This window comes from Staphylococcus aureus (assembly GCF_001027105.1).
Lineage (GTDB): Bacteria > Bacillota > Bacilli > Staphylococcales > Staphylococcaceae > Staphylococcus > Staphylococcus aureus.
Genome location: NZ_CP011526.1, coordinates 1,282,878 through 1,308,560 on the forward strand (window position 1 = coordinate 1,282,878; position 25,683 = coordinate 1,308,560).

General features: G+C 32.2%; 23 protein-coding genes. 22 read left to right on the forward strand and 1 reads right to left on the reverse strand.

The genetic code is table 11. The annotated features are described in order from the left end of the window. Positions 1-98: 98 nt before the first annotated feature. From AA076_RS06435 to hfq, 15 genes are all read left to right on the forward strand, one after another. Entirely contained in the window at positions 99-1,859 is a 1,761-nt protein-coding gene (locus tag AA076_RS06435; protein WP_000804328.1) for a 2-oxoacid:acceptor oxidoreductase subunit alpha, read from the forward strand. Continuing rightward, positions 1,860-2,726, forward strand: a complete 867-nt coding sequence (locus AA076_RS06440) for a 2-oxoacid:ferredoxin oxidoreductase subunit beta (protein WP_000190144.1) — start codon at positions 1,860-1,862, stop codon at positions 2,724-2,726. Between the two features lie 93 nt (positions 2,727-2,819). Then, positions 2,820-3,113, forward strand: a complete 294-nt coding sequence (locus AA076_RS06445; protein WP_000655666.1) for a thiamine-binding protein — start codon at positions 2,820-2,822, stop codon at positions 3,111-3,113. A gap of 133 nt (positions 3,114-3,246) precedes the next feature. Next, positions 3,247-4,791: a tRNA (N6-isopentenyl adenosine(37)-C2)-methylthiotransferase MiaB gene (gene miaB / locus AA076_RS06450; RefSeq protein ID WP_001001523.1), complete on the forward strand. Its 1,545-nt coding sequence runs from the start codon at positions 3,247-3,249 to the stop codon at positions 4,789-4,791. Beyond that, positions 4,792-5,157 (forward strand): YlbF/YmcA family competence regulator, encoded by a 366-nt coding sequence (locus tag AA076_RS06455; protein ID WP_000282388.1) that lies wholly within the window; start codon positions 4,792-4,794, stop codon positions 5,155-5,157. It abuts the gene before it with no gap. A 26-nt stretch (positions 5,158-5,183) separates the two neighbouring features. Further along, positions 5,184-5,675 (forward strand): energy coupling factor transporter S component ThiW, encoded by a 492-nt coding sequence (thiW, locus tag AA076_RS06460; protein WP_000842277.1) that lies wholly within the window; start codon positions 5,184-5,186, stop codon positions 5,673-5,675. A gap of 302 nt (positions 5,676-5,977) precedes the next feature. Further along, positions 5,978-8,596 (forward strand): DNA mismatch repair protein MutS, encoded by a 2,619-nt coding sequence (mutS, locus tag AA076_RS06465; protein WP_000073353.1) that lies wholly within the window; start codon positions 5,978-5,980, stop codon positions 8,594-8,596. 12 nt (positions 8,597-8,608) lie between these two features. Next, complete coding sequence (gene mutL, locus AA076_RS06470) at positions 8,609-10,618, forward strand: DNA mismatch repair endonuclease MutL (protein ID WP_000516261.1); 2,010 nt, start codon at positions 8,609-8,611, stop codon at positions 10,616-10,618. Positions 10,619-10,623: 5 nt separating this feature from the next. Further along, positions 10,624-11,166: a glycerol-3-phosphate responsive antiterminator gene (locus AA076_RS06475; protein ID WP_001077635.1), complete on the forward strand. Its 543-nt coding sequence runs from the start codon at positions 10,624-10,626 to the stop codon at positions 11,164-11,166. Positions 11,167-11,630: 464 nt separating this feature from the next. Then, a complete protein-coding gene (locus tag AA076_RS06480; protein ID WP_001103743.1) occupies positions 11,631-12,449 on the forward strand; it encodes an MIP/aquaporin family protein in 819 nt (272 codons plus the stop codon). Between the two features lie 128 nt (positions 12,450-12,577). Further along, on the forward strand, positions 12,578-14,074 hold the full coding sequence (glpK, locus tag AA076_RS06485) for a glycerol kinase GlpK (RefSeq protein ID WP_000417369.1): 1,497 nt from the start codon (positions 12,578-12,580) through the stop codon (positions 14,072-14,074). A gap of 157 nt (positions 14,075-14,231) precedes the next feature. Then, a complete protein-coding gene (locus AA076_RS06490) occupies positions 14,232-15,905 on the forward strand; it encodes a glycerol-3-phosphate dehydrogenase/oxidase (RefSeq protein ID WP_001218596.1) in 1,674 nt (557 codons plus the stop codon). A 149-nt stretch (positions 15,906-16,054) separates the two neighbouring features. Then, positions 16,055-16,969 (forward strand): alpha/beta fold hydrolase, encoded by a 915-nt coding sequence (locus AA076_RS06495; protein ID WP_000136950.1) that lies wholly within the window; start codon positions 16,055-16,057, stop codon positions 16,967-16,969. Positions 16,970-16,986: 17 nt separating this feature from the next. Continuing rightward, entirely contained in the window at positions 16,987-17,922 is a 936-nt protein-coding gene (miaA, locus tag AA076_RS06500; RefSeq protein WP_001548613.1) for a tRNA (adenosine(37)-N6)-dimethylallyltransferase MiaA, read from the forward strand. A 14-nt stretch (positions 17,923-17,936) separates the two neighbouring features. Then, the gene (hfq, locus tag AA076_RS06505) at positions 17,937-18,170 is read left to right on the forward strand and encodes an RNA chaperone Hfq (RefSeq protein WP_000561358.1); all 234 of its coding nucleotides are present in this window, start codon (positions 17,937-17,939) and stop codon (positions 18,168-18,170) included. A 221-nt stretch (positions 18,171-18,391) separates the two neighbouring features. On the opposite strand, the gene AA076_RS06510 is transcribed toward hfq, so the two are convergent. Continuing rightward, complete coding sequence (locus tag AA076_RS06510; RefSeq protein ID WP_000448078.1) at positions 18,392-18,868, reverse strand: glutathione peroxidase; 477 nt, start codon at positions 18,866-18,868, stop codon at positions 18,392-18,394. A gap of 111 nt (positions 18,869-18,979) precedes the next feature. Between AA076_RS06510 and hflX the strand changes: the two genes are divergently transcribed. The 7 genes from hflX to AA076_RS06545 all read left to right on the forward strand — a co-directional run bounded on the left by hflX (position 18,980) and on the right by AA076_RS06545 (position 25,548). Then, positions 18,980-20,218, forward strand: a complete 1,239-nt coding sequence (hflX, locus tag AA076_RS06515; RefSeq protein ID WP_002871136.1) for a GTPase HflX — start codon at positions 18,980-18,982, stop codon at positions 20,216-20,218. Between the two features lie 18 nt (positions 20,219-20,236). Next, a complete protein-coding gene (locus tag AA076_RS06520; protein ID WP_000652047.1) occupies positions 20,237-21,475 on the forward strand; it encodes a methionine gamma-lyase family protein in 1,239 nt (412 codons plus the stop codon). 242 nt (positions 21,476-21,717) lie between these two features. Continuing rightward, on the forward strand, positions 21,718-22,086 hold the full coding sequence (locus tag AA076_RS06525) for a MerR family transcriptional regulator (protein ID WP_000624945.1): 369 nt from the start codon (positions 21,718-21,720) through the stop codon (positions 22,084-22,086). An 18-nt stretch (positions 22,087-22,104) separates the two neighbouring features. Next, positions 22,105-23,445 carry a type I glutamate--ammonia ligase gene (gene glnA / locus AA076_RS06530; RefSeq protein WP_001126603.1) on the forward strand — a complete coding sequence of 447 codons (1,341 nt, stop codon included), beginning with the start codon at positions 22,105-22,107 and terminating at the stop codon, positions 23,443-23,445. Positions 23,446-23,937: 492 nt separating this feature from the next. After that, positions 23,938-24,135: a hypothetical protein gene (locus AA076_RS14870; RefSeq protein WP_001789891.1), complete on the forward strand. Its 198-nt coding sequence runs from the start codon at positions 23,938-23,940 to the stop codon at positions 24,133-24,135. Positions 24,136-24,823: 688 nt separating this feature from the next. Further along, positions 24,824-25,048 (forward strand): hypothetical protein, encoded by a 225-nt coding sequence (locus AA076_RS06540; RefSeq protein WP_001789892.1) that lies wholly within the window; start codon positions 24,824-24,826, stop codon positions 25,046-25,048. Positions 25,049-25,341: 293 nt separating this feature from the next. Next, positions 25,342-25,548 (forward strand): hypothetical protein, encoded by a 207-nt coding sequence (locus AA076_RS06545; protein WP_001002340.1) that lies wholly within the window; start codon positions 25,342-25,344, stop codon positions 25,546-25,548. The last annotated feature ends 135 nt before the right edge of the window (positions 25,549-25,683 follow it).

Below are 25,683 nucleotides of genomic sequence, written 5' to 3' on the forward strand. Positions count from 1 at the left end.
TAGTATGAATTTAATATAGTACCACTGTTTACATAGTAAATCGGTGGTTCTTTTTGTTATCATTTAATATGAAATATATCCATAGGAGGCATATAACTATGAAACCACAATTATCGTGGAAAGTTGGCGGTCAACAAGGCGAAGGTATTGAATCAACTGGGGAAATCTTCGCTACGGCTATGAATAGAAAAGGATATTATTTATATGGATATAGACATTTTTCAAGTCGTATCAAAGGTGGACATACGAATAATAAAATTAGAGTTTCTACGACGCCTGTTCATGCAATTAGTGATGATTTAGATATTTTGATTGCATTTGACCAAGAAACAATTGATGTTAACCATCATGAAATGAGAGAAGACAGTATTATTTTAGCTGATGCCAAGGCTAAACCTGTGAAACCAGAAGGATGTCATGCACAGCTTATTGAATTACCTTTTACAGCAACCGCTAAAGAATTAGGTACAGCATTAATGAAAAACATGGTTGCAATAGGTGCTACTAGCGCATTGATGAATTTGAATACAAATACATTTGAAGAACTTATTACTAATATGTTTTCTAAAAAAGGTGACAAGGTAGTTGAAGTCAATATCCAAGCATTAAACGAAGGTTATCAATTAATGCAATCTCGCTTACCTGAAATCTACGGGGACTTTGAATTAGAGTCAACAGATGCACTACCACATCTATATATGATTGGTAACGATGCCATTGGATTAGGTGCAATTGCTGCAGGTTCACAATTTATGGCGGCATATCCTATTACACCTGCGTCTGAAGTTATGGAATATATGATTGCCAATATATCTAAAGTAAACGGAGCGGTTATTCAAACAGAAGATGAAATTGCTGCTGTAACTATGGCTATTGGTGCAAATTATGGTGGAGTCAGAGCGTTTACGGCTAGTGCTGGTCCAGGTTTATCTTTAATGATGGAAGCAATTGGATTATCTGGTATGACTGAAACGCCATTAGTCATTATTAATACCCAACGAGGTGGACCTTCTACTGGATTACCTACGAAACAAGAACAGTCAGATTTAATGCAAATGATTTATGGTACACATGGTGATATTCCAAAAATTGTTGTAGCACCAACAGATGCAGAAGATGCATTTTATTTAACTATGGAAGCATTTAATTTAGCAGAACAATATCAATGCCCTGTTATAGTTCTAAGTGATTTGCAATTATCTTTAGGTAAACAAACTGTTGAAAAATTAGATTATAATCGTATTGAAATTAAACGTGGTGAAATCATTCAATCTGATATTGAACGTGAAGAAGATGATAAAGGTTATTTCAAGCGTTATGCGTTAACATCCGATGGTGTTTCTCCTAGACCTATCCCCGGTGTTAAAGGAGGTATTCATCATATAACTGGTGTGGAACACAATGAAGAAGGTAAACCTAGTGAATCTGCGTCAAATAGACAACAACAAATGGAAAAACGAATGCGTAAAATTGAGCAGTTACTAATTGAATCGCCAGTAGAAGCTAACTTACAACATGAGGATGCAGATATTCTTTATATCGGTTTTATTTCTACAAAAGGTGCAATTCAAGAAGGTAGTAACCGTTTGAATCAACAAGGCATAAAAGTTAACACTATACAAATTAGACAATTGCATCCATTCCCAACAAGCGTTATTCAAGATGCAGTTAATAAAGCGAAGAAAGTCGTTGTAGTGGAGCACAATTATCAAGGACAATTGGCTAGTATTATAAAAATGAATGTCAATATTCATGATAAGATTGAAAATTATACAAAGTATGATGGGACACCTTTCCTACCACATGAAATCGAAGAAAAAGGCAAAATAATTGCTACTGAAATAAAGGAGATGGTATAGATGGCGACATTTAAAGATTTTAGAAATAATGTTAAGCCTAACTGGTGCCCCGGATGTGGCGATTTCTCAGTACAAGCTGCAATTCAAAAAGCAGCCGCAAATATAGGGTTAGAACCTGAAGAAGTAGCTATCATCACCGGTATAGGATGTTCTGGCCGTCTTTCAGGATATATTAATTCTTATGGCGTTCATTCTATTCACGGACGTGCATTACCTTTAGCTCAAGGTGTAAAAATGGCGAATAAAGATTTAACTGTTATTGCATCGGGAGGAGATGGTGATGGTTATGCTATAGGTATGGGGCATACAATCCATGCTTTAAGAAGAAATATGAACATGACGTATATAGTCATGGATAATCAAATTTATGGTTTGACAAAGGGACAAACATCGCCGTCATCAGCAGTAGGATTTGTTACTAAAACAACGCCAAAAGGTAATATAGAAAAAAATGTTGCGCCTTTAGAATTAGTATTATCATCTGGTGCCACATTTGTAGCCCAAGGTTTTTCAAGCGATATTAAAGGATTAACAAAACTAATTGAAGATGCAATTAATCATGATGGATTTTCATTCGTTAATGTCTTTTCACCATGTGTGACTTATAATAAAATTAACACATACGATTGGTTTAAAGAACATTTAACAAGTGTTGATGACATTGAAAATTATGATTCTACAGATAAACAATTAGCGACTAAAACTGTTATTGAACATGAATCTTTAGTAACTGGTATTGTTTATCAAGATAAAGAAACACCATCATATGAATCTCAAATTAAAGAGTTAGATGATACACCACTTGCTAAAAGAGATATCAAAATTACTGAAGACACCTTCAATGCATTAACTGAACAATTTATTTAATAATTAAAACTGAGTCGTATAAATGTATTTATAACAGATCCATTTATGCTACTCAGTTTTTTACTATTACAAAAAATAAAGGAGTTTTTAAAAATGAAAGACACATTAATGAGTATACAAATAATTCCTAAAACACCAAACAATGACAATGTTATACCTTACGTAGACGAGGCGATTAAAATAATTGACGAATCTGGTTTGCATTTTAGAGTAGGTCCGTTAGAAACGACAGTACAAGGAAATATGAATGAATGTTTAATTTTAATACAATCATTAAATGAACGAATGGTGGAACTTGAATGTCCAAGTATTATTAGCCAAGTTAAGTTTTATCATGTGCCAGATGGCATCACTATTGAAACTTTAACTGAAAAATATGATGAATAACATTAAAAGTGAAGTAAACTGGATTTGAATTGGCTTGTTAGAGATGACGTATAACTTTAACTGTTTTTGCACTTTATAGTTAAATTTAATATAATTATTAAATGATACGGGCAAATAGAAAGGATTTTGTAAAGTGAACGAAGAACAAAGAAAAGCAAGTTCTGTAGATGTTTTAGCTGAGAGAGATAAGAAAGCAGAAAAAGATTATAGTAAATATTTTGAACATGTTTATCAGCCGCCTAATTTAAAAGAAGCGAAAAAAAGAGGTAAACAAGAAGTTCGTTATAATAGAGATTTCCAAATTGATGAAAAATATCGCGGTATGGGGAACGAGCGTACATTTTTAATTAAAACATATGGATGTCAAATGAATGCACATGACACTGAGGTCATTGCTGGTATACTTGAAGCATTAGGCTATCAAGCAACGACTGATATTAACACTGCAGATGTTATTTTAATTAATACATGTGCGATTAGAGAAAATGCCGAGAACAAAGTGTTTAGTGAAATAGGTAATTTGAAGCATTTGAAAAAAGAACGACCTGATATTTTAATCGGTGTTTGTGGTTGTATGTCACAAGAAGAGTCAGTAGTGAATAAAATTTTAAAATCGTATCAAAATGTAGATATGATATTTGGTACACATAATATTCATCATTTACCAGAAATTTTAGAAGAAGCATACTTATCTAAAGCAATGGTTGTTGAAGTATGGTCTAAAGAAGGAGACGTTATTGAAAATCTTCCAAAAGTCCGTGAAGGCAACATTAAAGCATGGGTCAATATTATGTATGGTTGTGATAAGTTTTGTACATATTGTATTGTTCCATTTACAAGAGGTAAAGAACGAAGCCGTAGACCTGAAGACATTATAGATGAAGTACGTGAACTTGCTCGTGAAGGTTACAAAGAAATAACGCTTTTAGGTCAAAATGTAAATTCTTATGGTAAAGATTTACAGGATATAGAATATGACTTAGGAGATCTTTTACAAGCAATTTCTAAAATAGCGATTCCAAGAGTTCGTTTCACAACAAGTCATCCTTGGGACTTTACAGATCACATGATTGATGTTATTTCAGAGGGTGGTAATATCGTTCCGCATATCCACTTGCCAGTTCAATCTGGAAATAATGCAGTATTAAAAATAATGGGTAGAAAATATACACGAGAAAGTTATTTGGATTTAGTAAAACGAATCAAAGATAGAATTCCTAATGTAGCATTAACTACAGATATTATTGTAGGGTATCCAAATGAATCAGAGGAACAATTTGAAGAAACTTTAACTCTGTATGATGAAGTTGGTTTTGAACATGCATATACGTACTTGTATTCACAACGTGATGGTACGCCTGCTGCTAAAATGAAAGATAATGTACCTTTAAATGTCAAAAAGGAACGATTGCAACGTTTGAATAAAAAAGTTGGTCATTATTCACAAATAGCTATGAGTAAGTACGAAGGACAAACTGTAACAGTACTTTGTGAAGGAAGTAGTAAAAAAGATGATCAGGTTCTTGCTGGCTACACTGATAAAAATAAGCTAGTTAATTTCAAAGCGCCTAAAGAAATGATTGGTAAACTAGTGGAAGTACGAATAGATGAAGCTAAACAGTATTCATTAAATGGCAGTTTTATAAAGGAAGTAGAGCCGGAAATGGTGATTCAATAAATGTATAATAAAGATGACGTGTTGAACCAAGCGGATAATATTGCAAATAAAATTAAAAATTTGGATACTATCAAAACATATCAACAAATTGAAGCACAGATTCATCAGAACCAAACGATAAAGACTAAAATGGATATGTTAAAAAAGCATCAAAAACAAGCAGTAAACTTTCAAAATTACGGGAAACAAAATGCGCTAGAACAGTCGGAACATACCATTCAGAGTATAGAAGCAGAAATAAATACATTGCCCATAGTTGAACAGTTTCAAACTTCACAATATGAAGCGAATCAATTATTGAAAATGTTTGTATCAACAATGGAAACACGTTTAAATGACCATAATAAAGCCAAGCATAGTGATTAATTACAAACAAAAAGGAGAACAATCATATGAAATCAAGAAAACTGGCTATAACTGCACTTTTAATTGCAATAAATGTTGTATTAAGCAGTATTATCATCATTCCTCTAGGACCAGTTAAGGCAGCACCAGTACAGCATTTTGTAAATGTATTAAGTGCGGTCATAGTAGGTCCTTGGTATGGATTAGCTCAAGCGCTTATATCATCAATTTTAAGAGTTCTTTTTGGTACTGGTACAGCTTTTGCATTTCCGGGTAGTATGATTGGAGTTTTATTGGCTAGTATGTTTTACATATATCGTAAACATATATTTATGGCCGCGGTCGGTGAAGTACTTGGAACTGGTGTCATCGGAAGTTTAATTTGTATACCATTAGCATATTTCCTTGGGCTTCAAGACTTCTTCATTAAACCGTTAATGATTACGTTCATAGTCTCAAGTGCTATCGGATCTATTATAAGTTATTTCTTATTAATTACTCTAAAAAAACGTGGTATTCTTCAAAGGTTTATAAAATAATTTTATGATATATGATTTCAAACAGAGTCATTGTTCATTTTAATATTGAACGCCCTTACTTAATTAAATGTCTTGAATGTTAGAATTTTAATTTAATTCTAAACATGCTATTGACACATTTTATTAGGTTTGAGGCGTTTTCTTATACATTTAAGATGCTTCGTGATTATATGGTATGAATAGGTTTGTAAAAGTAAGTATGTTAAAATGTATAAGTTAAATAATTAATAATTAAAAAGCTTACAAACGAATATATTGTAAAGACAAATTTTAAAAAGAGACAAGGGTTGTGAAGAAATAATATGTCTAATGTTACACCAATGATGCAGCAATATTTAAAAATAAAATCAGAATACCAAGATTGCTTATTATTTTTTAGACTAGGTGATTTCTATGAAATGTTTTATGAAGATGCCAAGGAGGCATCACGTGTACTTGAAATTACTTTAACTAAAAGAGATGCTAAAAAAGAAAATCCAATTCCGATGTGTGGTGTTCCGTATCATTCTGCAGATAGTTATATAGATACACTTGTTAATAATGGATATAAAGTAGCTATTTGTGAACAGATGGAAGATCCGAAACAAACGAAAGGTATGGTTAGACGTGAGGTAGTAAGAATTGTGACTCCAGGAACTGTGATGGAGCAAGGTGGTGTAGATGATAAACAAAATAACTATATTTTAAGTTTTGTTATGAATCAACCTGAAATTGCGCTTAGTTACTGTGATGTTTCTACTGGCGAATTAAAGGTTACACATTTTAATGATGAAGCGACTTTATTAAATGAAATTACGACGATAAACCCTAACGAAGTTGTTATCAATGACAATATTTCCGATAATTTAAAAAGACAAATTAATATGGTGACAGAAACAATAACAGTCAGGGAAACGTTATCATCAGAAATCTATAGTGTGAATCAAACTGAACATAAATTAATGTATCAAGCGACACAATTATTGCTAGATTATATTCATCATACACAAAAACGTGATTTATCGCATATCGAGGATGTTGTTCAATATGCAGCTATAGATTATATGAAAATGGATTTTTATGCTAAGAGAAACCTTGAGTTAACGGAAAGCATTCGATTAAAATCAAAAAAAGGAACGCTACTTTGGCTAATGGACGAAACGAAAACACCAATGGGAGCACGCCGCTTAAAACAATGGATAGATAGACCACTAATAAGTAAAGAACAAATTGAAGCACGATTAGATATCGTTGATGAATTTAGTGCTCATTTCATAGAAAGAGACACCTTAAGAACATATCTTAATCAAGTGTATGATATTGAACGTCTTGTTGGGCGTGTTAGTTACGGAAATGTTAATGCGAGAGATTTAATTCAACTTAAACATTCCATTTCTGAAATACCGAATATTAAAGCATTACTAAATTCTATGAATCAGAATACTCTTGTACAAGTTAATCAACTAGAACCCCTTGATGATTTACTTGATATATTAGAACAGAGTTTAGTAGAAGAACCACCAATTTCAGTTAAAGATGGCGGACTATTCAAAGTTGGTTTTAATACGCAATTAGATGAATATCTTGAAGCTTCAAAAAACGGAAAAACATGGTTAGCAGAATTACAAGCCAAAGAAAGACAACGTACAGGAATAAAATCATTGAAAATAAGCTTTAATAAAGTGTTTGGTTATTTTATAGAAATAACACGTGCCAACTTGCAAAATTTTGAACCAAGTGAATTTGGTTATATGAGGAAGCAAACGTTATCGAATGCTGAACGTTTTATAACTGATGAACTTAAAGAAAAAGAAGATATCATTTTAGGTGCGGAAGACAAAGCCATCGAATTAGAATATCAATTATTTGTTCAGCTACGTGAAGAAGTTAAAAAATATACTGAACGTTTACAACAACAAGCTAAAATTATTTCAGAGCTAGATTGTTTACAGAGCTTTGCAGAAATTGCTCAAAAATATAATTACACTAGGCCTTCATTTAGTGAAAATAAAACATTAGAATTAGTGGAATCTAGGCACCCAGTAGTGGAAAGAGTAATGGATTATAATGACTATGTGCCTAATAATTGTCGATTAGATAATGAAACATTTATATATTTAATTACAGGTCCGAATATGTCTGGTAAATCGACATATATGAGACAAGTTGCCATAATTAGTATAATGGCCCAAATGGGAGCTTATGTCCCTTGTAAAGAGGCAGTGTTACCTATATTTGATCAAATATTCACTAGAATAGGTGCGGCAGATGATTTGGTTTCAGGTAAGAGTACGTTTATGGTAGAAATGCTAGAAGCACAAAAGGCATTAACTTATGCAACAGAGGATAGTTTGATTATTTTCGATGAAATTGGACGTGGTACTTCAACGTATGACGGTTTAGCTTTAGCGCAGGCAATGATAGAGTATGTAGCTGAAACATCACATGCTAAAACGTTATTTTCAACACATTATCATGAATTGACAACATTAGATCAAGCATTACCAAGTCTAAAAAATGTTCACGTCGCTGCTAATGAATATAAAGGTGAACTTATATTCTTGCATAAAGTCAAAGATGGTGCAGTTGACGATAGTTATGGTATTCAAGTTGCGAAATTAGCTGATTTACCTGAAAAAGTTATTAGCAGAGCACAAGTGATTCTAAGCGAGTTTGAAGCGTCTGCTGGTAAAAAATCATCGATATCAAATTTAAAAATGGTCGAAAATGAACCTGAAATTAATCAAGAAAATTTAAACTTAAGTGTTGAAGAAACAACTGATACTTTATCTCAAAAAGACTTTGAACAAGCATCATTTGATTTGTTTGAAAATGATCAAAAAAGCGAGATTGAACTACAAATTAAAAATTTGAATTTATCTAATATGACACCAATTGAGGCATTGGTGAAGTTAAGTGAATTACAAAATCAATTAAAATAGAGGTGTTGCAAAATGGGGAAAATTAAAGAACTCCAAACCTCATTAGCAAATAAAATCGCAGCAGGTGAAGTAGTTGAAAGACCGAGTTCTGTTGTGAAAGAACTGTTGGAAAATGCTATAGATGCAGGCGCTACAGAAATAAGCATTGAAGTAGAGGAATCTGGCGTCCAATCTATTCGCGTAGTCGATAATGGAAGCGGAATTGAAGCGGAAGACTTAGGATTAGTATTTCATAGACATGCGACTAGTAAATTAGATCAAGATGAAGATTTATTTCATATTAGGACATTAGGATTCCGTGGTGAAGCACTAGCCAGTATTTCATCAGTTGCTAAAGTAACATTGAAGACTTGCACGGATAATGCTAATGGAAATGAAATATATGTAGAAAATGGTGAAATATTAAATCATAAGCCTGCAAAAGCGAAAAAAGGAACAGATATACTTGTAGAATCATTATTTTATAATACACCAGCACGTTTAAAATATATTAAAAGTTTATACACTGAACTAGGTAAAATAACAGATATTGTCAACAGAATGGCAATGAGCCATCCGGACATTCGAATAGCACTCATTTCAGATGGCAAAACAATGTTAAGTACAAATGGTTCAGGACGAACTAATGAAGTGATGGCAGAGATTTATGGGATGAAAGTTGCACGAGATTTAGTACATATATCTGGAGATACAAGTGATTATCACATTGAAGGTTTTGTTGCAAAGCCTGAACATTCTAGAAGTAATAAGCACTATATTTCTATTTTTATTAATGGACGATACATTAAAAACTTTATGCTAAATAAAGCGATTTTAGAAGGCTATCATACACTCTTAACAATAGGTAGGTTCCCGATTTGTTATATTAATATTGAAATGGATCCAATCTTAGTAGACGTAAATGTTCATCCAACAAAACTAGAAGTGCGTTTATCAAAAGAAGAGCAACTATACCAATTGATTGTGAGCAAAATACAAGAAGCATTTAAAGACCGTATATTAATTCCTAAAAATAACTTGGATTATGTGCCAAAAAAAAATAAAGTATTACATTCATTCGAACAACAAAAAATCGAATTTGAACAAAGACAAAACACAGAGAATAACCAAGAGAAGACGTTTTCATCTGAAGAAAGTAACAGTAAGCCATTTATGGAAGAAAATCAAAACGATGAGATAGTTATAAAAGAAGATTCATATAATCCATTCGTAACGAAAACATCTGAAAGTTTAATAGCTGATGATGAATCTTCTGGTTATAATAATACACGTGAAAAAGATGAAGACTACTTCAAAAAACAACAAGAAATTTTACAAGAAATGGATCAAACATTTGATTCAAATGATGGTACAACTGTGCAAAATTATGAGAATAAAGCGTCTGATGATTATTATGATGTAAACGATATTAAAGGAACAAAAAGTAAAGACCCTAAACGAAGAATTCCATATATGGAAATTGTTGGACAAGTACATGGAACGTATATTATTGCTCAAAATGAATTTGGCATGTACATGATTGACCAGCATGCAGCTCAAGAAAGAATAAAATATGAATATTTTCGAGATAAAATAGGTGAGGTTACCAATGAAGTACAAGATTTATTAATCCCGTTAACATTTCATTTTTCAAAAGATGAACAATTAGTCATTGATCAATATAAAAATGAGCTTCAACAAGTAGGTATCATGTTAGAACATTTTGGTGGTCATGATTATATTGTAAGTAGCTATCCAGTTTGGTTCCCTAAAGATGAAGTAGAAGAAATTATTAAAGATATGATTGAGCTAATTTTGGAAGAGAAAAAAGTAGATATCAAAAAATTACGTGAAGATGTAGCAATCATGATGTCATGTAAAAAATCCATTAAAGCGAATCATTATTTACAAAAACATGAAATGTCTGATTTAATTGATCAATTAAGAGAAGCGGAAGATCCATTTACATGTCCACATGGTCGTCCAATAATCATTAATTTTTCAAAATACGAATTAGAAAAATTATTTAAGCGTGTGATGTAGAGAGGATGAATCAAGTGAATAACAACATATTGCCTGCTATAAGAAACATTAAAGATTTAGAGAAACTGATTAAAACAGACTATAAAATGTGTGTGCTTCTAGATATGCATATAGGACATATAAAAAGTATTATGGAATTGCTGAAGCAAAATCATATAGAGTGTTTTATTCATATAGATTTGATAAAAGGTTTAAGCCACGATGAATTTGCAAGTGAATTTATTATTCAGCAATACAAGCCAAAAGGTATCGTATCGACTAAATCTAAAGTAATAAAAAAAGCTAAATCATTAAATACTTTAACGATTTTTAGAGTATTTATTATTGATAGTCAAGCATTGAAACGCAGTATAGATTTGATAAAAAAAGTTGAACCTGATTTTGTTGAAGTACTTCCAGGTGTTGCGAGTAAAGCGATTCATCATATTCAGAAAGAAACAAACACACAAGTCATTGCAGGTGGCCTAATTAATACAATAGATGAAGTCAATGAAGCTGTTAAAAATGGAGCGAAATATGTAACTACTAGTTATGATAAACTTTGGTAAATCATAAGTCTGCAAAAATTTCATTTTTCACGAGATTTAGTCATATAACATAATAAAAAAGCCGTTTTCATATGGGATATGCAGTAGGTATCAAACAAAAAATAATCAAATAAAATAATTAGCACCTCTAAAACGATTAAAATCATTAAAGTTTTAGAGGTGTTTATTAGTAAAAAATGCAACTAGTCATAAAAAATATGGCTGAAGAATGTCAATTAAACAAAAGAGCGTCATAAATAAATTAGTTAGGATTGGTATTTCTAGTTTTCAAATTAAACTACTTTTATAAAGACTTGAAAAATTAAATTTGACAAAATTTTTACAAAAACCATTGACAACGCTTTCATATCGATAGTATCATAACAAATATAATAAAAGTTAATACATAGAATAGAGACGGGAGATTTCTACGAGCCAAACTGCTAGTGTAGGAATCTCTTTGTCTTTTTGGGAGGACATTTAATATGAATGTATATTTAGCAGAATTCCTAGGAACTGCAATCTTAATCCTTTTTGGTGGTGGCGTTTGTGCCAATGTCAATTTAAAGAGAAGTGCTGCGAATGGTGCTGATTGGATTGTCATCACAGCTGGATGGGGATTAGCGGTTACAATGGGTGTGTTTGCTGTCGGTCAATTCTCAGGTGCACATTTAAACCCAGCGGTGTCTTTAGCTCTTGCATTAGACGGAAGTTTTGATTGGTCATTAGTTCCTGGTTATATTGTTGCTCAAATGTTAGGTGCAATTGTCGGAGCAACAATTGTATGGTTAATGTACTTGCCACATTGGAAAGCGACAGAAGAAGCTGGCGCGAAATTAGGTGTTTTCTCTACAGCACCGGCTATTAAGAATTACTTTGCCAACTTTTTAAGTGAGATTATCGGAACAATGGCATTAACTTTAGGTATTTTATTTATCGGTGTAAACAAAATTGCCGATGGTTTAAATCCTTTAATTGTCGGAGCATTAATTGTTGCAATCGGATTAAGTTTAGGCGGTGCTACTGGTTATGCAATCAACCCAGCACGTGATTTAGGTCCGAGAATTGCACATGCGATTTTACCAATAGCTGGTAAAGGTGGTTCAAATTGGTCATATGCAATCGTTCCTATCTTAGGACCAATTGCCGGTGGTTTATTAGGTGCAGTGGTATACGCTGTATTTTATAAACATACATTTAATATTGGTTGTGCAATTGCAATTGTTGTAGTTATTATTACTTTGATTTTAGGTTACATTTTAAATAAATCATCAAAAAAAGGTGATATCGAATCAATTTACTAAAATAAAAAGAAACGTAAATAGCATAATTTAACATGTTTGATTCATGGATTATGCTATTTTTTCGCCAAAATTTAACAGATTTTGTACAATGGGTTAGCGATTATTTTTTAATAAAGGAGATACTACTAATGGAAAAATATATTTTATCTATAGACCAAGGAACAACAAGCTCAAGAGCGATTTTATTCAATCAAAAAGGGGAAATTGCAGGGGTAGCACAACGTGAGTTTAAGCAATATTTTCCACAATCAGGTTGGGTTGAACATGATGCAAATGAAATTTGGACATCTGTGTTAGCTGTAATGACGGAAGTAATTAATGAAAATGATGTTAGAGCTGATCAAATTGCAGGTATCGGTATTACAAACCAACGTGAAACAACGGTTGTTTGGGACAAACATACTGGCCGCCCAATTTATCACGCAATTGTTTGGCAATCACGTCAAACACAATCAATTTGTTCAGAATTAAAACAACAAGGATATGAACAAACATTTAGAGATAAGACAGGATTACTTTTAGATCCGTATTTTGCAGGTACAAAAGTTAAATGGATTCTAGACAATGTTGAAGGTGCACGAGAAAAAGCAGAAAATGGCGATCTATTATTTGGAACGATTGATACTTGGTTAGTATGGAAATTATCAGGAAAAGCTGCGCATATTACTGATTATTCAAATGCGAGTCGTACATTAATGTTTAATATCCATGATTTAGAATGGGACGATGAGTTATTAGAACTACTTACAGTACCTAAAAATATGTTGCCAGAAGTTAAAGCTTCGAGTGAAGTATATGGTAAGACAATTGATTACCACTTCTATGGTCAAGAAGTACCAATCGCTGGAGTAGCTGGTGATCAACAAGCAGCATTATTTGGACAAGCTTGCTTCGAACGTGGTGACGTGAAAAACACATATGGAACTGGTGGCTTCATGTTAATGAATACAGGTGACAAAGCGGTTAAATCTGAAAGTGGTTTATTAACAACAATTGCTTATGGTATTGATGGAAAAGTAAATTATGCGCTTGAAGGTTCCATCTTTGTTTCGGGTTCAGCAATCCAATGGTTACGTGATGGATTAAGAATGATTAATTCAGCACCACAATCAGAAAGTTATGCGACACGAGTTGACTCTACTGAGGGTGTTTATGTTGTTCCAGCTTTTGTAGGTTTAGGAACACCATATTGGGATTCTGAAGCACGTGGTGCGATTTTCGGTTTAACACGTGGAACTGAAAAAGAGCACTTTATCCGTGCAACTTTAGAATCACTATGTTACCAAACTCGTGACGTTATGGAAGCAATGTCAAAAGACTCTGGTATTGATGTCCAAAGTTTACGTGTCGATGGTGGTGCAGTTAAAAATAACTTTATTATGCAGTTCCAAGCAGACATTGTTAATACTTCTGTTGAAAGACCTGAAATTCAAGAAACTACAGCTTTAGGTGCTGCATTTTTGGCAGGTTTAGCAGTTGGATTCTGGGAGAGTAAAGATGATATCGCTAAAAACTGGAAATTAGAAGAAAAATTCGATCCGAAAATGGATGAAGGCGAAAGAGAAAAATTATATAGAGGTTGGAAAAAAGCTGTTGAAGCAACACAAGTTTTTAAAACAGAATAAACTTGTAGATTAGACTTTTGTATAAACATTGTGATACAATCAATTTAAGTTAATATTTGAATCGAGAAGCGAGAGATTTGTTCGAACATGTACAATTGAAGGATTGTTTATGTGGGACAAGTCTCTCGTTTTTACATTTTTTAGGAGGCGTTTTGGAATGGCATTGTCTACTTTTAAGAGAGAACATATTAAAAAGAATTTAAGAAATGATGAATATGATTTAGTAATTATTGGTGGCGGTATTACAGGTGCAGGTATTGCACTAGACGCGAGTGAAAGAGGAATGAAAGTTGCATTAGTTGAAATGCAAGACTTTGCACAAGGAACAAGCTCAAGATCTACAAAATTAGTCCATGGTGGTTTGCGTTACTTAAAACAATTCCAAATTGGAGTAGTTGCCGAAACTGGTAAAGAACGTGCGATTGTTTATGAAAATGGGCCTCATGTTACGACTCCAGAGTGGATGCTTTTACCAATGCATAAAGGTGGAACATTTGGTAAATTCTCAACATCAATTGGTTTAGGAATGTATGATCGTTTAGCAGGTGTTAAGAAGTCTGAACGTAAAAAAATGTTATCTAAAAAAGAAACTTTAGCTAAAGAACCATTAGTTAAAAAAGAAGGTCTAAAAGGCGGCGGTTACTATGTTGAATATCGTACTGACGATGCGCGTTTAACTATTGAAGTTATGAAGCGTGCTGCTGAAAAAGGCGCAGAAATTATCAACTATACTAAATCTGAACACTTCACTTATGATAAAAATCAACAAGTAAATGGTGTTAAAGTTATAGATAAATTAACTAATGAAAATTATACAATTAAGGCTAAAAAAGTGGTTAATGCAGCAGGTCCATGGGTTGATGATGTTAGAAGTGGTGATTATGCACGCAATAATAAAAAATTACGTTTAACTAAAGGTGTACATGTTGTTATTGATCAATCAAAATTCCCATTAGGTCAAGCAGTATACTTTGATACTGAAAAAGATGGAAGAATGATTTTTGCAATTCCACGTGAAGGAAAAGCGTATGTAGGTACTACAGATACATTCTATGACAATATCAAATCTTCACCATTAACTACACAAGAAGACAGAGACTATTTAATCGATGCGATTAATTACATGTTCCCTAGTGTTAATGTTACAGATGAAGATATTGAATCAACATGGGCAGGAATTAGACCATTAATTTACGAAGAAGGCAAAGACCCTTCTGAAATCTCTCGTAAGGATGAAATTTGGGAAGGTAAATCAGGTTTATTAACTATTGCAGGTGGTAAATTAACAGGCTATCGTCACATGGCTCAAGACATTGTTGATTTAGTATCTAAACGCTTGAAAAAAGACTACGGTTTAACATTTAGTCCATGTAATACAAAAGGTCTGGCAATTTCAGGTGGCGATGTAGGTGGTAGCAAGAACTTTGATGCGTTTGTAGAGCAAAAAGTAGATGTAGCTAAAGGATTCGGCATTGATGAAGATGTTGCAAGACGTTTAGCATCTAAATATGGTTCAAATGTTGATGAATTGTTCAACATTGCGCAAACATCTCAATACCATGATAGCAAGTTACCATTAGAAATTTATGTAGAACTTGTTTATAGTATTCAACAAGAAATGGTATACAAACCTAACGATTTCTTAGTTCGTCGTTCTGGTAAAATGTATTTCAATATTAAAGATGTATTAGATTATAAAGATGCTGTCATCGATATTATGGCAGATATGCTTGATTACTCTCCAGCTCAAATTGAAGCATATACTGAAGAAGTTGAGCAAGCAATTAAAGAAGCGCAACATGGAAATAATCAACCAGCAGTTAAAGAATAATTAATTTGTACAATCATAAACTGGTGTCCTGTTTTAAGGGCATCAGTTTTTTTATACGAGATACATTAGTCAATTGAAACTATGCATCACTAAATGTATGATAATAATAAAAGCGAATATAAAAGCGTTGTTATTAAAGGTGTGAGATGATGACTGAAAAACAATTTAAATTAACTGTACAAGATAATACGAATATTGAAGTTAAAGTGAATTTTACAGATGTAGATTCAAAAGGAATTATTCATATATTTCATGGTATGGCTGAACATATGGAACGTTACGATAAATTAGCACATGCACTTTCAAAGCATGGCTTCGATGTGATACGTCATAATCATCGAGGACATGGTATTAATATTGATGAATCAACAAGAGGGCATTACGATGATATGAAACGAGTTATCGGTGATGCCTTTGAAGTAGCGCAAACAGTGAGAGGCAATGTTGATAAACCATACATTATAATCGGACATTCAATGGGATCCGTTATAGCTAGATTGTTTGTAGAAACATATCCGCAATATGTTGATGGTCTAATTTTAAGTGGTACTGGTATGTATTCATTATGGAAAGGTTTACCAACCGTTAAAGTGTTACAACTGATTACAAAAATTTATGGTGCTGAGAAACGAGTTGAATGGGTTAACCAGTTAGTATCAAATAGTTTTAATAAAAAAATACGTCCATTACGTACACAAAGTGATTGGATTTCTAGTAATCCAATTGAAGTAGATAACTTTATTAAAGATCCATATAGTGGATTTAATGTGTCAAATCAATTATTATATCAAACAGCCTATTATATGCTACATACATCACAATTAAAAAATATGAAAATGTTAAATCATGCCATGCCTATATTATTAGTTTCAGGATATGACGATCCTTTAGGTGATTATGGTAAAGGGATTTTAAAATTGGCGAATATATATAGAAAAGCTGGCATTAAAAATGTTAAAGTGAATCTTTATCATCATAAACGTCATGAAGTGTTATTTGAAAAAGATCATGACAAAATTTGGGAAGACTTGTTTAAATGGTTGAATCAATTTTATAAAAAATAAAGAAAGTGGAATTAAATATGAATAAAAATAAGCCTTTTATTGTAGTAATTGTGGGGCCAACTGCTTCAGGTAAAACAGAGCTTAGCATCGAACTCGCGAAGCGTATCAATGGTGAAATCATAAGCGGTGACTCTATGCAAGTCTACAAACATATGAATATTGGAACTGCAAAAGTAACACCTGAAGAAATGGATGGTATTCCACATCATTTAATTGATATCTTGAATCCTGATGATACATTTTCAGCATATGAATTCAAGCGATTAGCAGAAGATTTAATTACTGATATAACGAATAGAGGTAAAGTTCCAATCATAGCAGGTGGAACAGGCTTATATATTCAATCATTAATATATAATTATGAATTAGAAGATGAAACAGTTACACCTGCACAATTATCCATAGTTAAACAAAAGTTATCTGCATTAGAACATTTAGATAATCAGCAACTACACGATTATTTAGCTCAATTTGATGCGGTTTCTGCAGAAAATATTCACCCTAACAACCGCCAAAGAGTGTTGCGCGCTATTGAATATTATTTAAAAACAAAAAAACTTTTGAGTAATCGCAAGAAAGTGCAACAATTTACTGAAAATTATGATACATTATTATTAGGGATTGAAATGTCGCGTAAAACATTATATTCAAGAATAAATAAACGTGTTGATATTATGTTGGATCACGGATTATTTAGAGAAGTGCAACAACTTGTTGAACAAGGCTATGAATCTTGCCAAAGTATGCAAGCTATTGGATATAAAGAATTAATACCTGTGATTAACGGACAAATGATTTATGAAGATGCTGTCAATGATTTAAAGCAACATTCACGCCAATATGCAAAACGACAAATGACATGGTTCAAGAATAAAATGAGTGTTCATTGGTTAGATAAAGAAAATATGTCACTTCAAATGATGTTAGATGAGATTACAACCCAGATTAAGTAAAAGGAGTCCGACAGATGATTGCAAACGAAAACATCCAAGACAAAGCACTAGAGAATTTTAAAGCAAACCAAACTGAAGTAACTGTATTCTTTCTAAACGGTTTCCAAATGAAAGGTGTTATTGAAGAATACGACAAGTATGTCGTAAGCTTAAATTCTCAAGGCAAACAACACTTGATTTACAAACATGCGATCAGCACTTATACAGTAGAAACTGAAGGTCAAGCATCTACTGAAAGTGAAGAATAAGTTGTAATCATATGGGCACGATTTAATGACTCGTGTACATAACGTTTGAAGTATGATAAATAGATATAGAAATAAAGTCATATGTGACATCAATTAAATGATGTTCAAATGACAAGATACAATAGAGGAATGTTTGTAATAAAAACGCTTCATATAAAGGTCGAGTCAATATATGATACGACTTTATATGAAGCGTTTTATTTGCTATGAGCTAGTATATTTTATAATAATTTTTCTATTTCTCTTTCGATTTGAACAGGTTTTTTTTGAGGTGCAAATCGTTTAACAACGTTACCTTCGCGATCCACTAAAAACTTAGTGAAATTCCATTTGATTTTCTCATTAAAGAATCCGTGTTGTGCCGCAGTCAAATATCTAAATAAAGGTAATTGATGTTCCCCTTTTACGTCTATTTTTTGATGCATAGGGAAGGTAACACCATAGTTTAATTTACAGTTTTGAGCTGCTTCTTCGCCTGAACCAGGTTCTTGGCCACCAAATTGATTACAAGGGAAACCTAGAATTACAAACCCTTGATCTTTGTATTTCTCGTATAATGATTGCAAACCTTCAAATTGTGAAGTAAAGCCACATTCGCTAGCTGTATTAACAATTAGCATAACGTCACCCTTATATGCATCTAATTTGTAAGTAACACCTTTATTTGTTTCTACTACAAAATCATAAATTGTCTCCATTGTATCATCCTTTCGATTTACTTAAAATGTACCACAAAATCGTGTAATAGTCTTTACTAAAACTCTATGATAGAATACTTTGAGTAGGATTTTATTAAGGAGATGTATAACATGGCTCAGCAACAAATTCATGATACTAAAAATAAACTAGAAAAAGCTGTCTTAGTCGGTGTACATGCTCAAGATGATAAGCAATTTAATTTTGAGTCTACAATGGAGGAATTATCATCTTTATCAGAGACTTGCCAACTTGAAGTGTTGGGTCAAATTACTCAAAACAGAGATCGTGTAGATCGCAAATATTATGTTGGTAAAGGTAAAATTGAAGAAATTCAAGCATTTATTGAGTTCGAAGATATTGATGTAGTCATCACAAATGATGAATTAACGACTGCACAATCCAAATCACTAAATGAAGCTTTAGGTGTAAAAATTATTGATAGAACTCAGTTGATTCTTGAAATATTTGCATTAAGAGCAAGAAGTAAAGAAGGTAAATTGCAAGTAGAGCTAGCACAACTTGATTATTTATTACCTAGATTGCAAGGCCATGGTAAAAGCCTTTCTCGTTTAGGTGGCGGTATTGGAACTAGAGGCCCTGGTGAAACGAAGTTAGAGATGGATCGCAGACATATTCGAACTCGTATGAATGAAATTAAACATCAATTGCGGACGGTAGAAGAACATCGCGAAAGATATCGAAATAAAAGAAATCAAAATCAGGTGTTTCAAGTAGCTTTAGTTGGTTATACAAATGCTGGTAAATCATCATGGTTTAATGTTTTAGCAAATGAAGAGACGTATGAAAAAGATCAATTATTTGCAACGTTAGATCCTAAAACACGACAAATTCAAATAAATGATGGATTTAATTTAATTATTTCAGATACTGTTGGTTTTATACAGAAACTACCTACGACGTTAATTGCAGCTTTTAAATCAACTTTAGAAGAGGCTAAAGGTGCAGATTTATTAGTACATGTCGTAGATAGTAGCCATCCTGAATACCGTACGCAGTATGACACAGTTAATGATTTAATCAAACAATTAGATATGAGTCATATTTCTCAAATAGTTATTTTTAATAAAAAGGACTTATGTGATCATGCATCAAATCGTCCAGCAAGTGATTTGCCTAATGTTTTTGTTTCTTCTAAAAATGATGGTGATAAATTACTTGTTAAGACGTTATTTATTGATGAAATCAAAAGGCAATTAACTTATTATGATGAGACAATTGCGACGAATAATGCAGATCGATTATATTTTCTAAAACAACATACATTAGTGACTGAACTTAAATATGATGAAATTGAAAATGTTTATCGTATAAAAGGATTTAAAAAATAATAAAAGGACGAAATTCAAATGAAAGATATAAGTAAGATAGTAGCTGACGTCGAATCAACGTTAGCACCATATTTTAAAGAAATTGAAGAAACAGCATATATTAATCAAGAAAAAGTATTAAATGCATTTCATCATGTCAAAGCAACCGAAAGTGATCTACAAGGATCAACAGGATACGGGTATGATGACTTTGGACGTGATCATTTAGAAGAAATATATGCGCAGGCATTTAAAGCAGAAGATGCAATTGTTCGTCCGCAAATTATTTCAGGTACGCATGCGATTACTATTGCATTACAAAGTTTATTAAAACATGGTGATGAATTAATTTATATAACGGGTAGTCCATATGACACTTTACTTGAAGTCATTGGCGTAAACGGAAATGGTATTGAAAGTTTAATGGAGCATGGCGTATCGTATAAAGATATTGCACTTAAAGAAGGTAAGATCGATATTGAAAGTGTGTTAGATGGGGTTTCTGAGCGCACCAAAGTAATAGCGATTCAACGTTCGAAAGGCTATGATCAAAGACCTTCAATTCCGCTAGATGAAATTGAAAAGGTAATTACTAGGTTGAAAAACGTGCATCCTAATATTTTAATATTTGTGGATAACTGTTATGGGGAATTTGTTGAAAGACGTGAACCTATAGAATGTGGTGCCGATTTAATAGCAGGATCATTAATTAAAAACCCTGGCGGTGGTTTAGCTAAGATTGGTGGATACATTGCTGGTAGAAAAGATTTAATTGAACGATGTGGTTATAGATTGACAGCACCTGGTATTGGTAAAGAAGCGGGTGCATCATTAAATGCATTGCTTGAAATGTATCAAGGTTTCTTTTTAGCACCACACGTTGTCAGTCAGAGTCTTAAAGGTGCATTGTTTACTAGTTTATTTTTAGAAAAAATGAATATGAACACAACGCCGAAGTACTACGAAAAACGAACTGATTTAATTCAAACAGTTAAATTTGAAACGAAAGAACAAATGATTTCATTTTGTCAAAGTATTCAACACGCATCCCCAATTAATGCACATTTTAGTCCAGAACCTAGTTATATGCCTGGTTACGAAGATGATGTTATTATGGCAGCTGGTACGTTTATTCAAGGTTCATCGATTGAATTATCTGCAGATGGACCTATTCGTCCTCCTTATGAAGCATATGTTCAAGGAGGATTAACATATGAACACGTTAAAATTGCTGTGACAAGAGCTGTTAATCAGTTGAAAGAACAAGGACTTATATAATAGATTAAATTTCACCCTAAATGATAATGTGTTTTGGGTGAAATTTTTTGCGGAGATTTATCAGATTATTTTTAAAAATTGAAAAAATATTTTAGCTGTAGATTGTTTTATGTCGTTTTAGAAGTCGAAATCGCAGTTATATCAATGTTTTAAGCTTTATGTTAGAAAACCTGACATATTTTTGAAATCCTAAAAAAATTATGATAAGTTATTAACAAGTTCAAAAGTAGAGGAGAGGAACAATGATATCGAATGATGCAATCAGACGAAATATGGCTGTCTTCTCTATGAGTGTAGTAAGTAAGTTAACGGATTTAACGCCAAGGCAAATACGTTACTATGAAACACATGAACTCATCAAACCTGAAAGAACAGAAGGTCAAAAACGTCTGTTCTCACTCAATGATTTGGAAAGATTACTAGAAATTAAATCATTATTAGAAAAAGGATTTAATATCAAAGGGATTAAACAAATCATTTATGACTCACAAGAGCATTTAACAACAGATGAACAAGAGATAAGAAAAAAGATGATTGTAGATGCCACGCAAAAGCCTATTGGAGAAACTTTGCCAATAAATCGTGGTGATTTATCCCGATTTATTAAATAAAATTTGGAGGATTTTAAAATGCCAAAACGTACTTTCACTAAAGACGACATTCGTAAATTTGCAGAAGAGGAAAATGTAAGATATTTAAGATTACAATTCACTGATATTTTAGGAACAATTAAAAATGTTGAAGTGCCTGTAAGCCAATTAGAAAAAGTACTTGATAACGAAATGATGTTTGACGGTTCTTCTATCGAAGGTTTCGTACGTATCGAAGAATCAGATATGTACTTACATCCAGATTTAGATACTTGGGTAATCTTCCCATGGACTGCTGGACAAGGTAAAGTTGCACGTTTAATTTGTGATGTATATAAAACAGATGGAACACCATTTGAAGGGGATCCTCGTGCAAACTTAAAACGTGTATTAAAAGAAATGGAAGATTTAGGCTTCACAGACTTTAACCTAGGGCCTGAACCAGAATTCTTCTTGTTTAAGTTGGATGAAAAAGGGGAACCAACTTTAGAACTTAATGATGATGGTGGATATTTCGATTTAGCACCTACAGATTTAGGTGAAAACTGTCGTCGTGATATTGTTTTAGAATTAGAGGATATGGGCTTCGATATTGAAGCTAGTCACCATGAAGTTGCCCCTGGTCAACATGAAATTGACTTTAAATATGCAGATGCTGTTACAGCATGTGATAATATCCAAACATTTAAATTGGTTGTTAAAACAATCGCACGTAAACATAATTTACACGCAACATTTATGCCTAAACCATTATTCGGTGTGAATGGTAGCGGTATGCACTTTAACGTTTCATTATTCAAAGGTAAAGAAAATGCATTCTTTGATCCAAATACTGAAATGGGCTTAACGGAAACTGCATATCAATTTACAGCAGGTGTGCTTAAAAATGCACGCGGATTTACTGCTGTATGTAACCCGTTAGTAAACTCATATAAACGTTTAGTACCTGGTTATGAAGCACCATGTTATATTGCATGGAGTGGTAAAAACCGTTCACCATTAATCCGTGTACCATCTTCAAGAGGATTATCTACTCGTATCGAAGTACGTTCAGTAGATCCAGCTGCAAACCCATACATGGCGTTAGCTGCAATCTTAGAAGCTGGACTAGATGGTATTAAAAATAAATTAAAAGTTCCAGAACCAGTTAACCAAAATATTTACGAAATGAACCGTGAAGAACGTGAAGCAGTAGGCATTCAAGACTTACCTTCAACACTTTATACTGCATTAAAAGCAATGCGTGAAAATGAAGTTATTAAAAAAGCTTTAGGAAATCATATCTATAATCAATTTATTAATTCAAAATCAATTGAATGGGATTACTACAGAACTCAAGTCTCTGAATGGGAAAGAGATCAGTACATGAAGCAATATTAATACGCTAAACAATGATGGGAAATCAGTAATATCAAGGGCTAGAGCATTTTGCTTTAGCTCTTTTTTGATTTGGAAAGATGGGATTTCACTTGACCACTTTTGTTAAAAAATGGATTTGGTCAAGTTTTGGTCAAGTAAATGTTTTATGTATTTATTTTTTTAAAGCTGGGGAAGACCATTTTATATTTTAGTTCACATGAATTTTAATATATTTGGAGGTGATGAGATGAGGCGATAAAAGAACGTCGCGAAAACGTTGAGTATTACTTGAAAATAGCCATATTCATATTACTTCTCATCGAATTCATTTGCAGAACGTTCTAAGGTAAGACCCCGAAAAGAGGGACCTTACTACGCATTATTAAGGGGGTAATACTATATGAAAAGAGAAACAAAACAAAAAATATCTTTTTGTTTATCGATCGGTATTTTCATTTTAGTTATACTACTATTGATATTCTAAAAAATTAAAAATTTCGCCTCATCTAATTTATGAATTGCTATGATGAAATATTCAATACAATCAAAGAATTGATAGAAAACAAAGAGATATCGAGTTATCAAATTAATAAAGATACTGGGATAAGTTACGGTAATATTAATGCTATGCGCCGTAGAGAAAGAAGAATAGAAAATTTAAGCTTAAAGAATGCAAAGATCTTATATGAATATGCGAAAAAGGTATTGTAATATAAGCATTGAGTTCAATAGGCATACAATAACTGCCCAAACTAGTGACTGAGTGGGTGCTTTTATAGTATTAAAAGTTTTCTAAAAGTGAAAGAAATCATGTTTAGTGATTTACTTATGTTTTTCAAAATAGTATAATAATTTTATATAATATATAGAGCTTCAGTATACCTTTTGAGTATATATGGAGTTCTTTCTTTTTATACAAGATGTATATGTATAAATGGAAATATTTAATACATTACATAAAAACCTTTAGGTGCACTTAGAGGGATGTTAATCATAAAAAAAGAGATTTTGAAAAATATAGGCTATTATACTTTAGAATTACAAATTATAAATCTTGCCAGTGGATATGGGAGTTCAACATGTCACTTACCCCAATTTGTGGAATGTTAAATAACTATAAAGAGGAAAGGAGAAAAAATGATAAGAATGGTTAAAGAAAAAGAACGAATAGCAAAATTAAATTTCGAATAGCTGTGACGAGCTTAATAATTCAAGTACTTAATTTTATCAAATCGTTCTTTTAAAAAGGTAAAGGGCAAAAGACCTTTACCACATTAAATAGGGAGGTGGTATTTATGACAAGAGAATTAAGGAAAAAATTAACTCTCTATCTTAACATTGCAACTTTAATATTATTTATTATTAATTTAACTAGAAAAAAATAAATTATTCTTTCATTTTGACAAAAATTATGAACCAGTTTAAAGAAATTTATAATACAATAGAAAAATTACTAAATGATAAATCAATATCTAATTATAGAATTAATCAAGACACTGATGTTTCTTATGGTGGTATAAGTGAATTAAGAAGCGGGAAAAGAAAAGTGAATAATTTAACTTTAGAAACAGCGGAAAAACTCTATAATTACCAAAAACAATTAGAAATAATGATTGAAGATTAAAATAAGGCCATATTTTTGAAATATCATGGAGTGAGCCTTTTAAGTCATCTAATTTTAAAGTATATTAAATATGGATAACTTAATGTGAATATAAATAAAAAATTATCAAATAATATAATATAGAATAGATGGAGACAAGAAATTTTATCAATATATAAAAAAAACGCCAATACTATTAGGTATTAGTTTATGAATTAACTAGTTTGGCAACTAGAAAAAAACAATGTATTGCTAAACGTAGTTACTGCATTAGGATTATTATAATTATAAATAGAAAGAGAGTGTGATTAATAATGAATGAGATTGAAACTATTATAAGTGAAATAGAAAAGTTATTAACTAACAATACACCATATAGTATTTCAAAAAACTCAGGTGTACCACGTCAAACAGTTACTGATTTAAAGGTAGGTAAAACTAAAATAAAAGAAGCTAAATTTAAAACGATAATCAAGTTATATGAATATCAAAGAACATTAGAAAATAAAACAGAATGTTAACAAAAATATTTTGTTAGGTTAGGTGGACAAGAAATTAAATTTCTAATGATTTCATGGTTGTCTGTCCACGTTTTGTCCACCTCAATAAGATAATCTCTTAGTTTTAGAAATTGTACATGGTTAAATAATCAAAAA

What these genes read in the sequence shown, in the direction of transcription:
- AA076_RS06525 (WP_000624945.1), top strand. Translation starts at nt 21,718, where the DNA reads ATGATATCGAATGATGCAATCAGACGAAATATGGCTGTCTTCTCTATG.
- AA076_RS06520 (WP_000652047.1), top strand. Translation starts at nt 20,237, where the DNA reads ATGAAAGATATAAGTAAGATAGTAGCTGACGTCGAATCAACGTTAGCA.
- AA076_RS06510 (WP_000448078.1), bottom strand. Translation starts at nt 18,868, where the DNA reads ATGGAGACAATTTATGATTTTGTAGTAGAAACAAATAAAGGTGTTACT.
- hfq (WP_000561358.1), top strand. Translation starts at nt 17,937, where the DNA reads ATGATTGCAAACGAAAACATCCAAGACAAAGCACTAGAGAATTTTAAA.
- AA076_RS06435 (WP_000804328.1), top strand. Translation starts at nt 99, where the DNA reads ATGAAACCACAATTATCGTGGAAAGTTGGCGGTCAACAAGGCGAAGGT.
- mutS (WP_000073353.1), top strand. Translation starts at nt 5,978, where the DNA reads ATGTCTAATGTTACACCAATGATGCAGCAATATTTAAAAATAAAATCA.
- AA076_RS06445 (WP_000655666.1), top strand. Translation starts at nt 2,820, where the DNA reads ATGAAAGACACATTAATGAGTATACAAATAATTCCTAAAACACCAAAC.
- AA076_RS14870 (WP_001789891.1), top strand. Translation starts at nt 23,938, where the DNA reads ATGAATTGCTATGATGAAATATTCAATACAATCAAAGAATTGATAGAA.
- hflX (WP_002871136.1), top strand. Translation starts at nt 18,980, where the DNA reads ATGGCTCAGCAACAAATTCATGATACTAAAAATAAACTAGAAAAAGCT.
- AA076_RS06480 (WP_001103743.1), top strand. Translation starts at nt 11,631, where the DNA reads ATGAATGTATATTTAGCAGAATTCCTAGGAACTGCAATCTTAATCCTT.
- thiW (WP_000842277.1), top strand. Translation starts at nt 5,184, where the DNA reads ATGAAATCAAGAAAACTGGCTATAACTGCACTTTTAATTGCAATAAAT.
- AA076_RS06455 (WP_000282388.1), top strand. Translation starts at nt 4,792, where the DNA reads ATGTATAATAAAGATGACGTGTTGAACCAAGCGGATAATATTGCAAAT.
- mutL (WP_000516261.1), top strand. Translation starts at nt 8,609, where the DNA reads ATGGGGAAAATTAAAGAACTCCAAACCTCATTAGCAAATAAAATCGCA.
- AA076_RS06490 (WP_001218596.1), top strand. Translation starts at nt 14,232, where the DNA reads ATGGCATTGTCTACTTTTAAGAGAGAACATATTAAAAAGAATTTAAGA.
- glpK (WP_000417369.1), top strand. Translation starts at nt 12,578, where the DNA reads ATGGAAAAATATATTTTATCTATAGACCAAGGAACAACAAGCTCAAGA.
- AA076_RS06475 (WP_001077635.1), top strand. Translation starts at nt 10,624, where the DNA reads ATGAATCAAGTGAATAACAACATATTGCCTGCTATAAGAAACATTAAA.
- glnA (WP_001126603.1), top strand. Translation starts at nt 22,105, where the DNA reads ATGCCAAAACGTACTTTCACTAAAGACGACATTCGTAAATTTGCAGAA.
- AA076_RS06545 (WP_001002340.1), top strand. Translation starts at nt 25,342, where the DNA reads ATGAATGAGATTGAAACTATTATAAGTGAAATAGAAAAGTTATTAACT.
- AA076_RS06440 (WP_000190144.1), top strand. Translation starts at nt 1,860, where the DNA reads ATGGCGACATTTAAAGATTTTAGAAATAATGTTAAGCCTAACTGGTGC.
- miaA (WP_001548613.1), top strand. Translation starts at nt 16,987, where the DNA reads ATGAATAAAAATAAGCCTTTTATTGTAGTAATTGTGGGGCCAACTGCT.
- AA076_RS06495 (WP_000136950.1), top strand. Translation starts at nt 16,055, where the DNA reads ATGACTGAAAAACAATTTAAATTAACTGTACAAGATAATACGAATATT.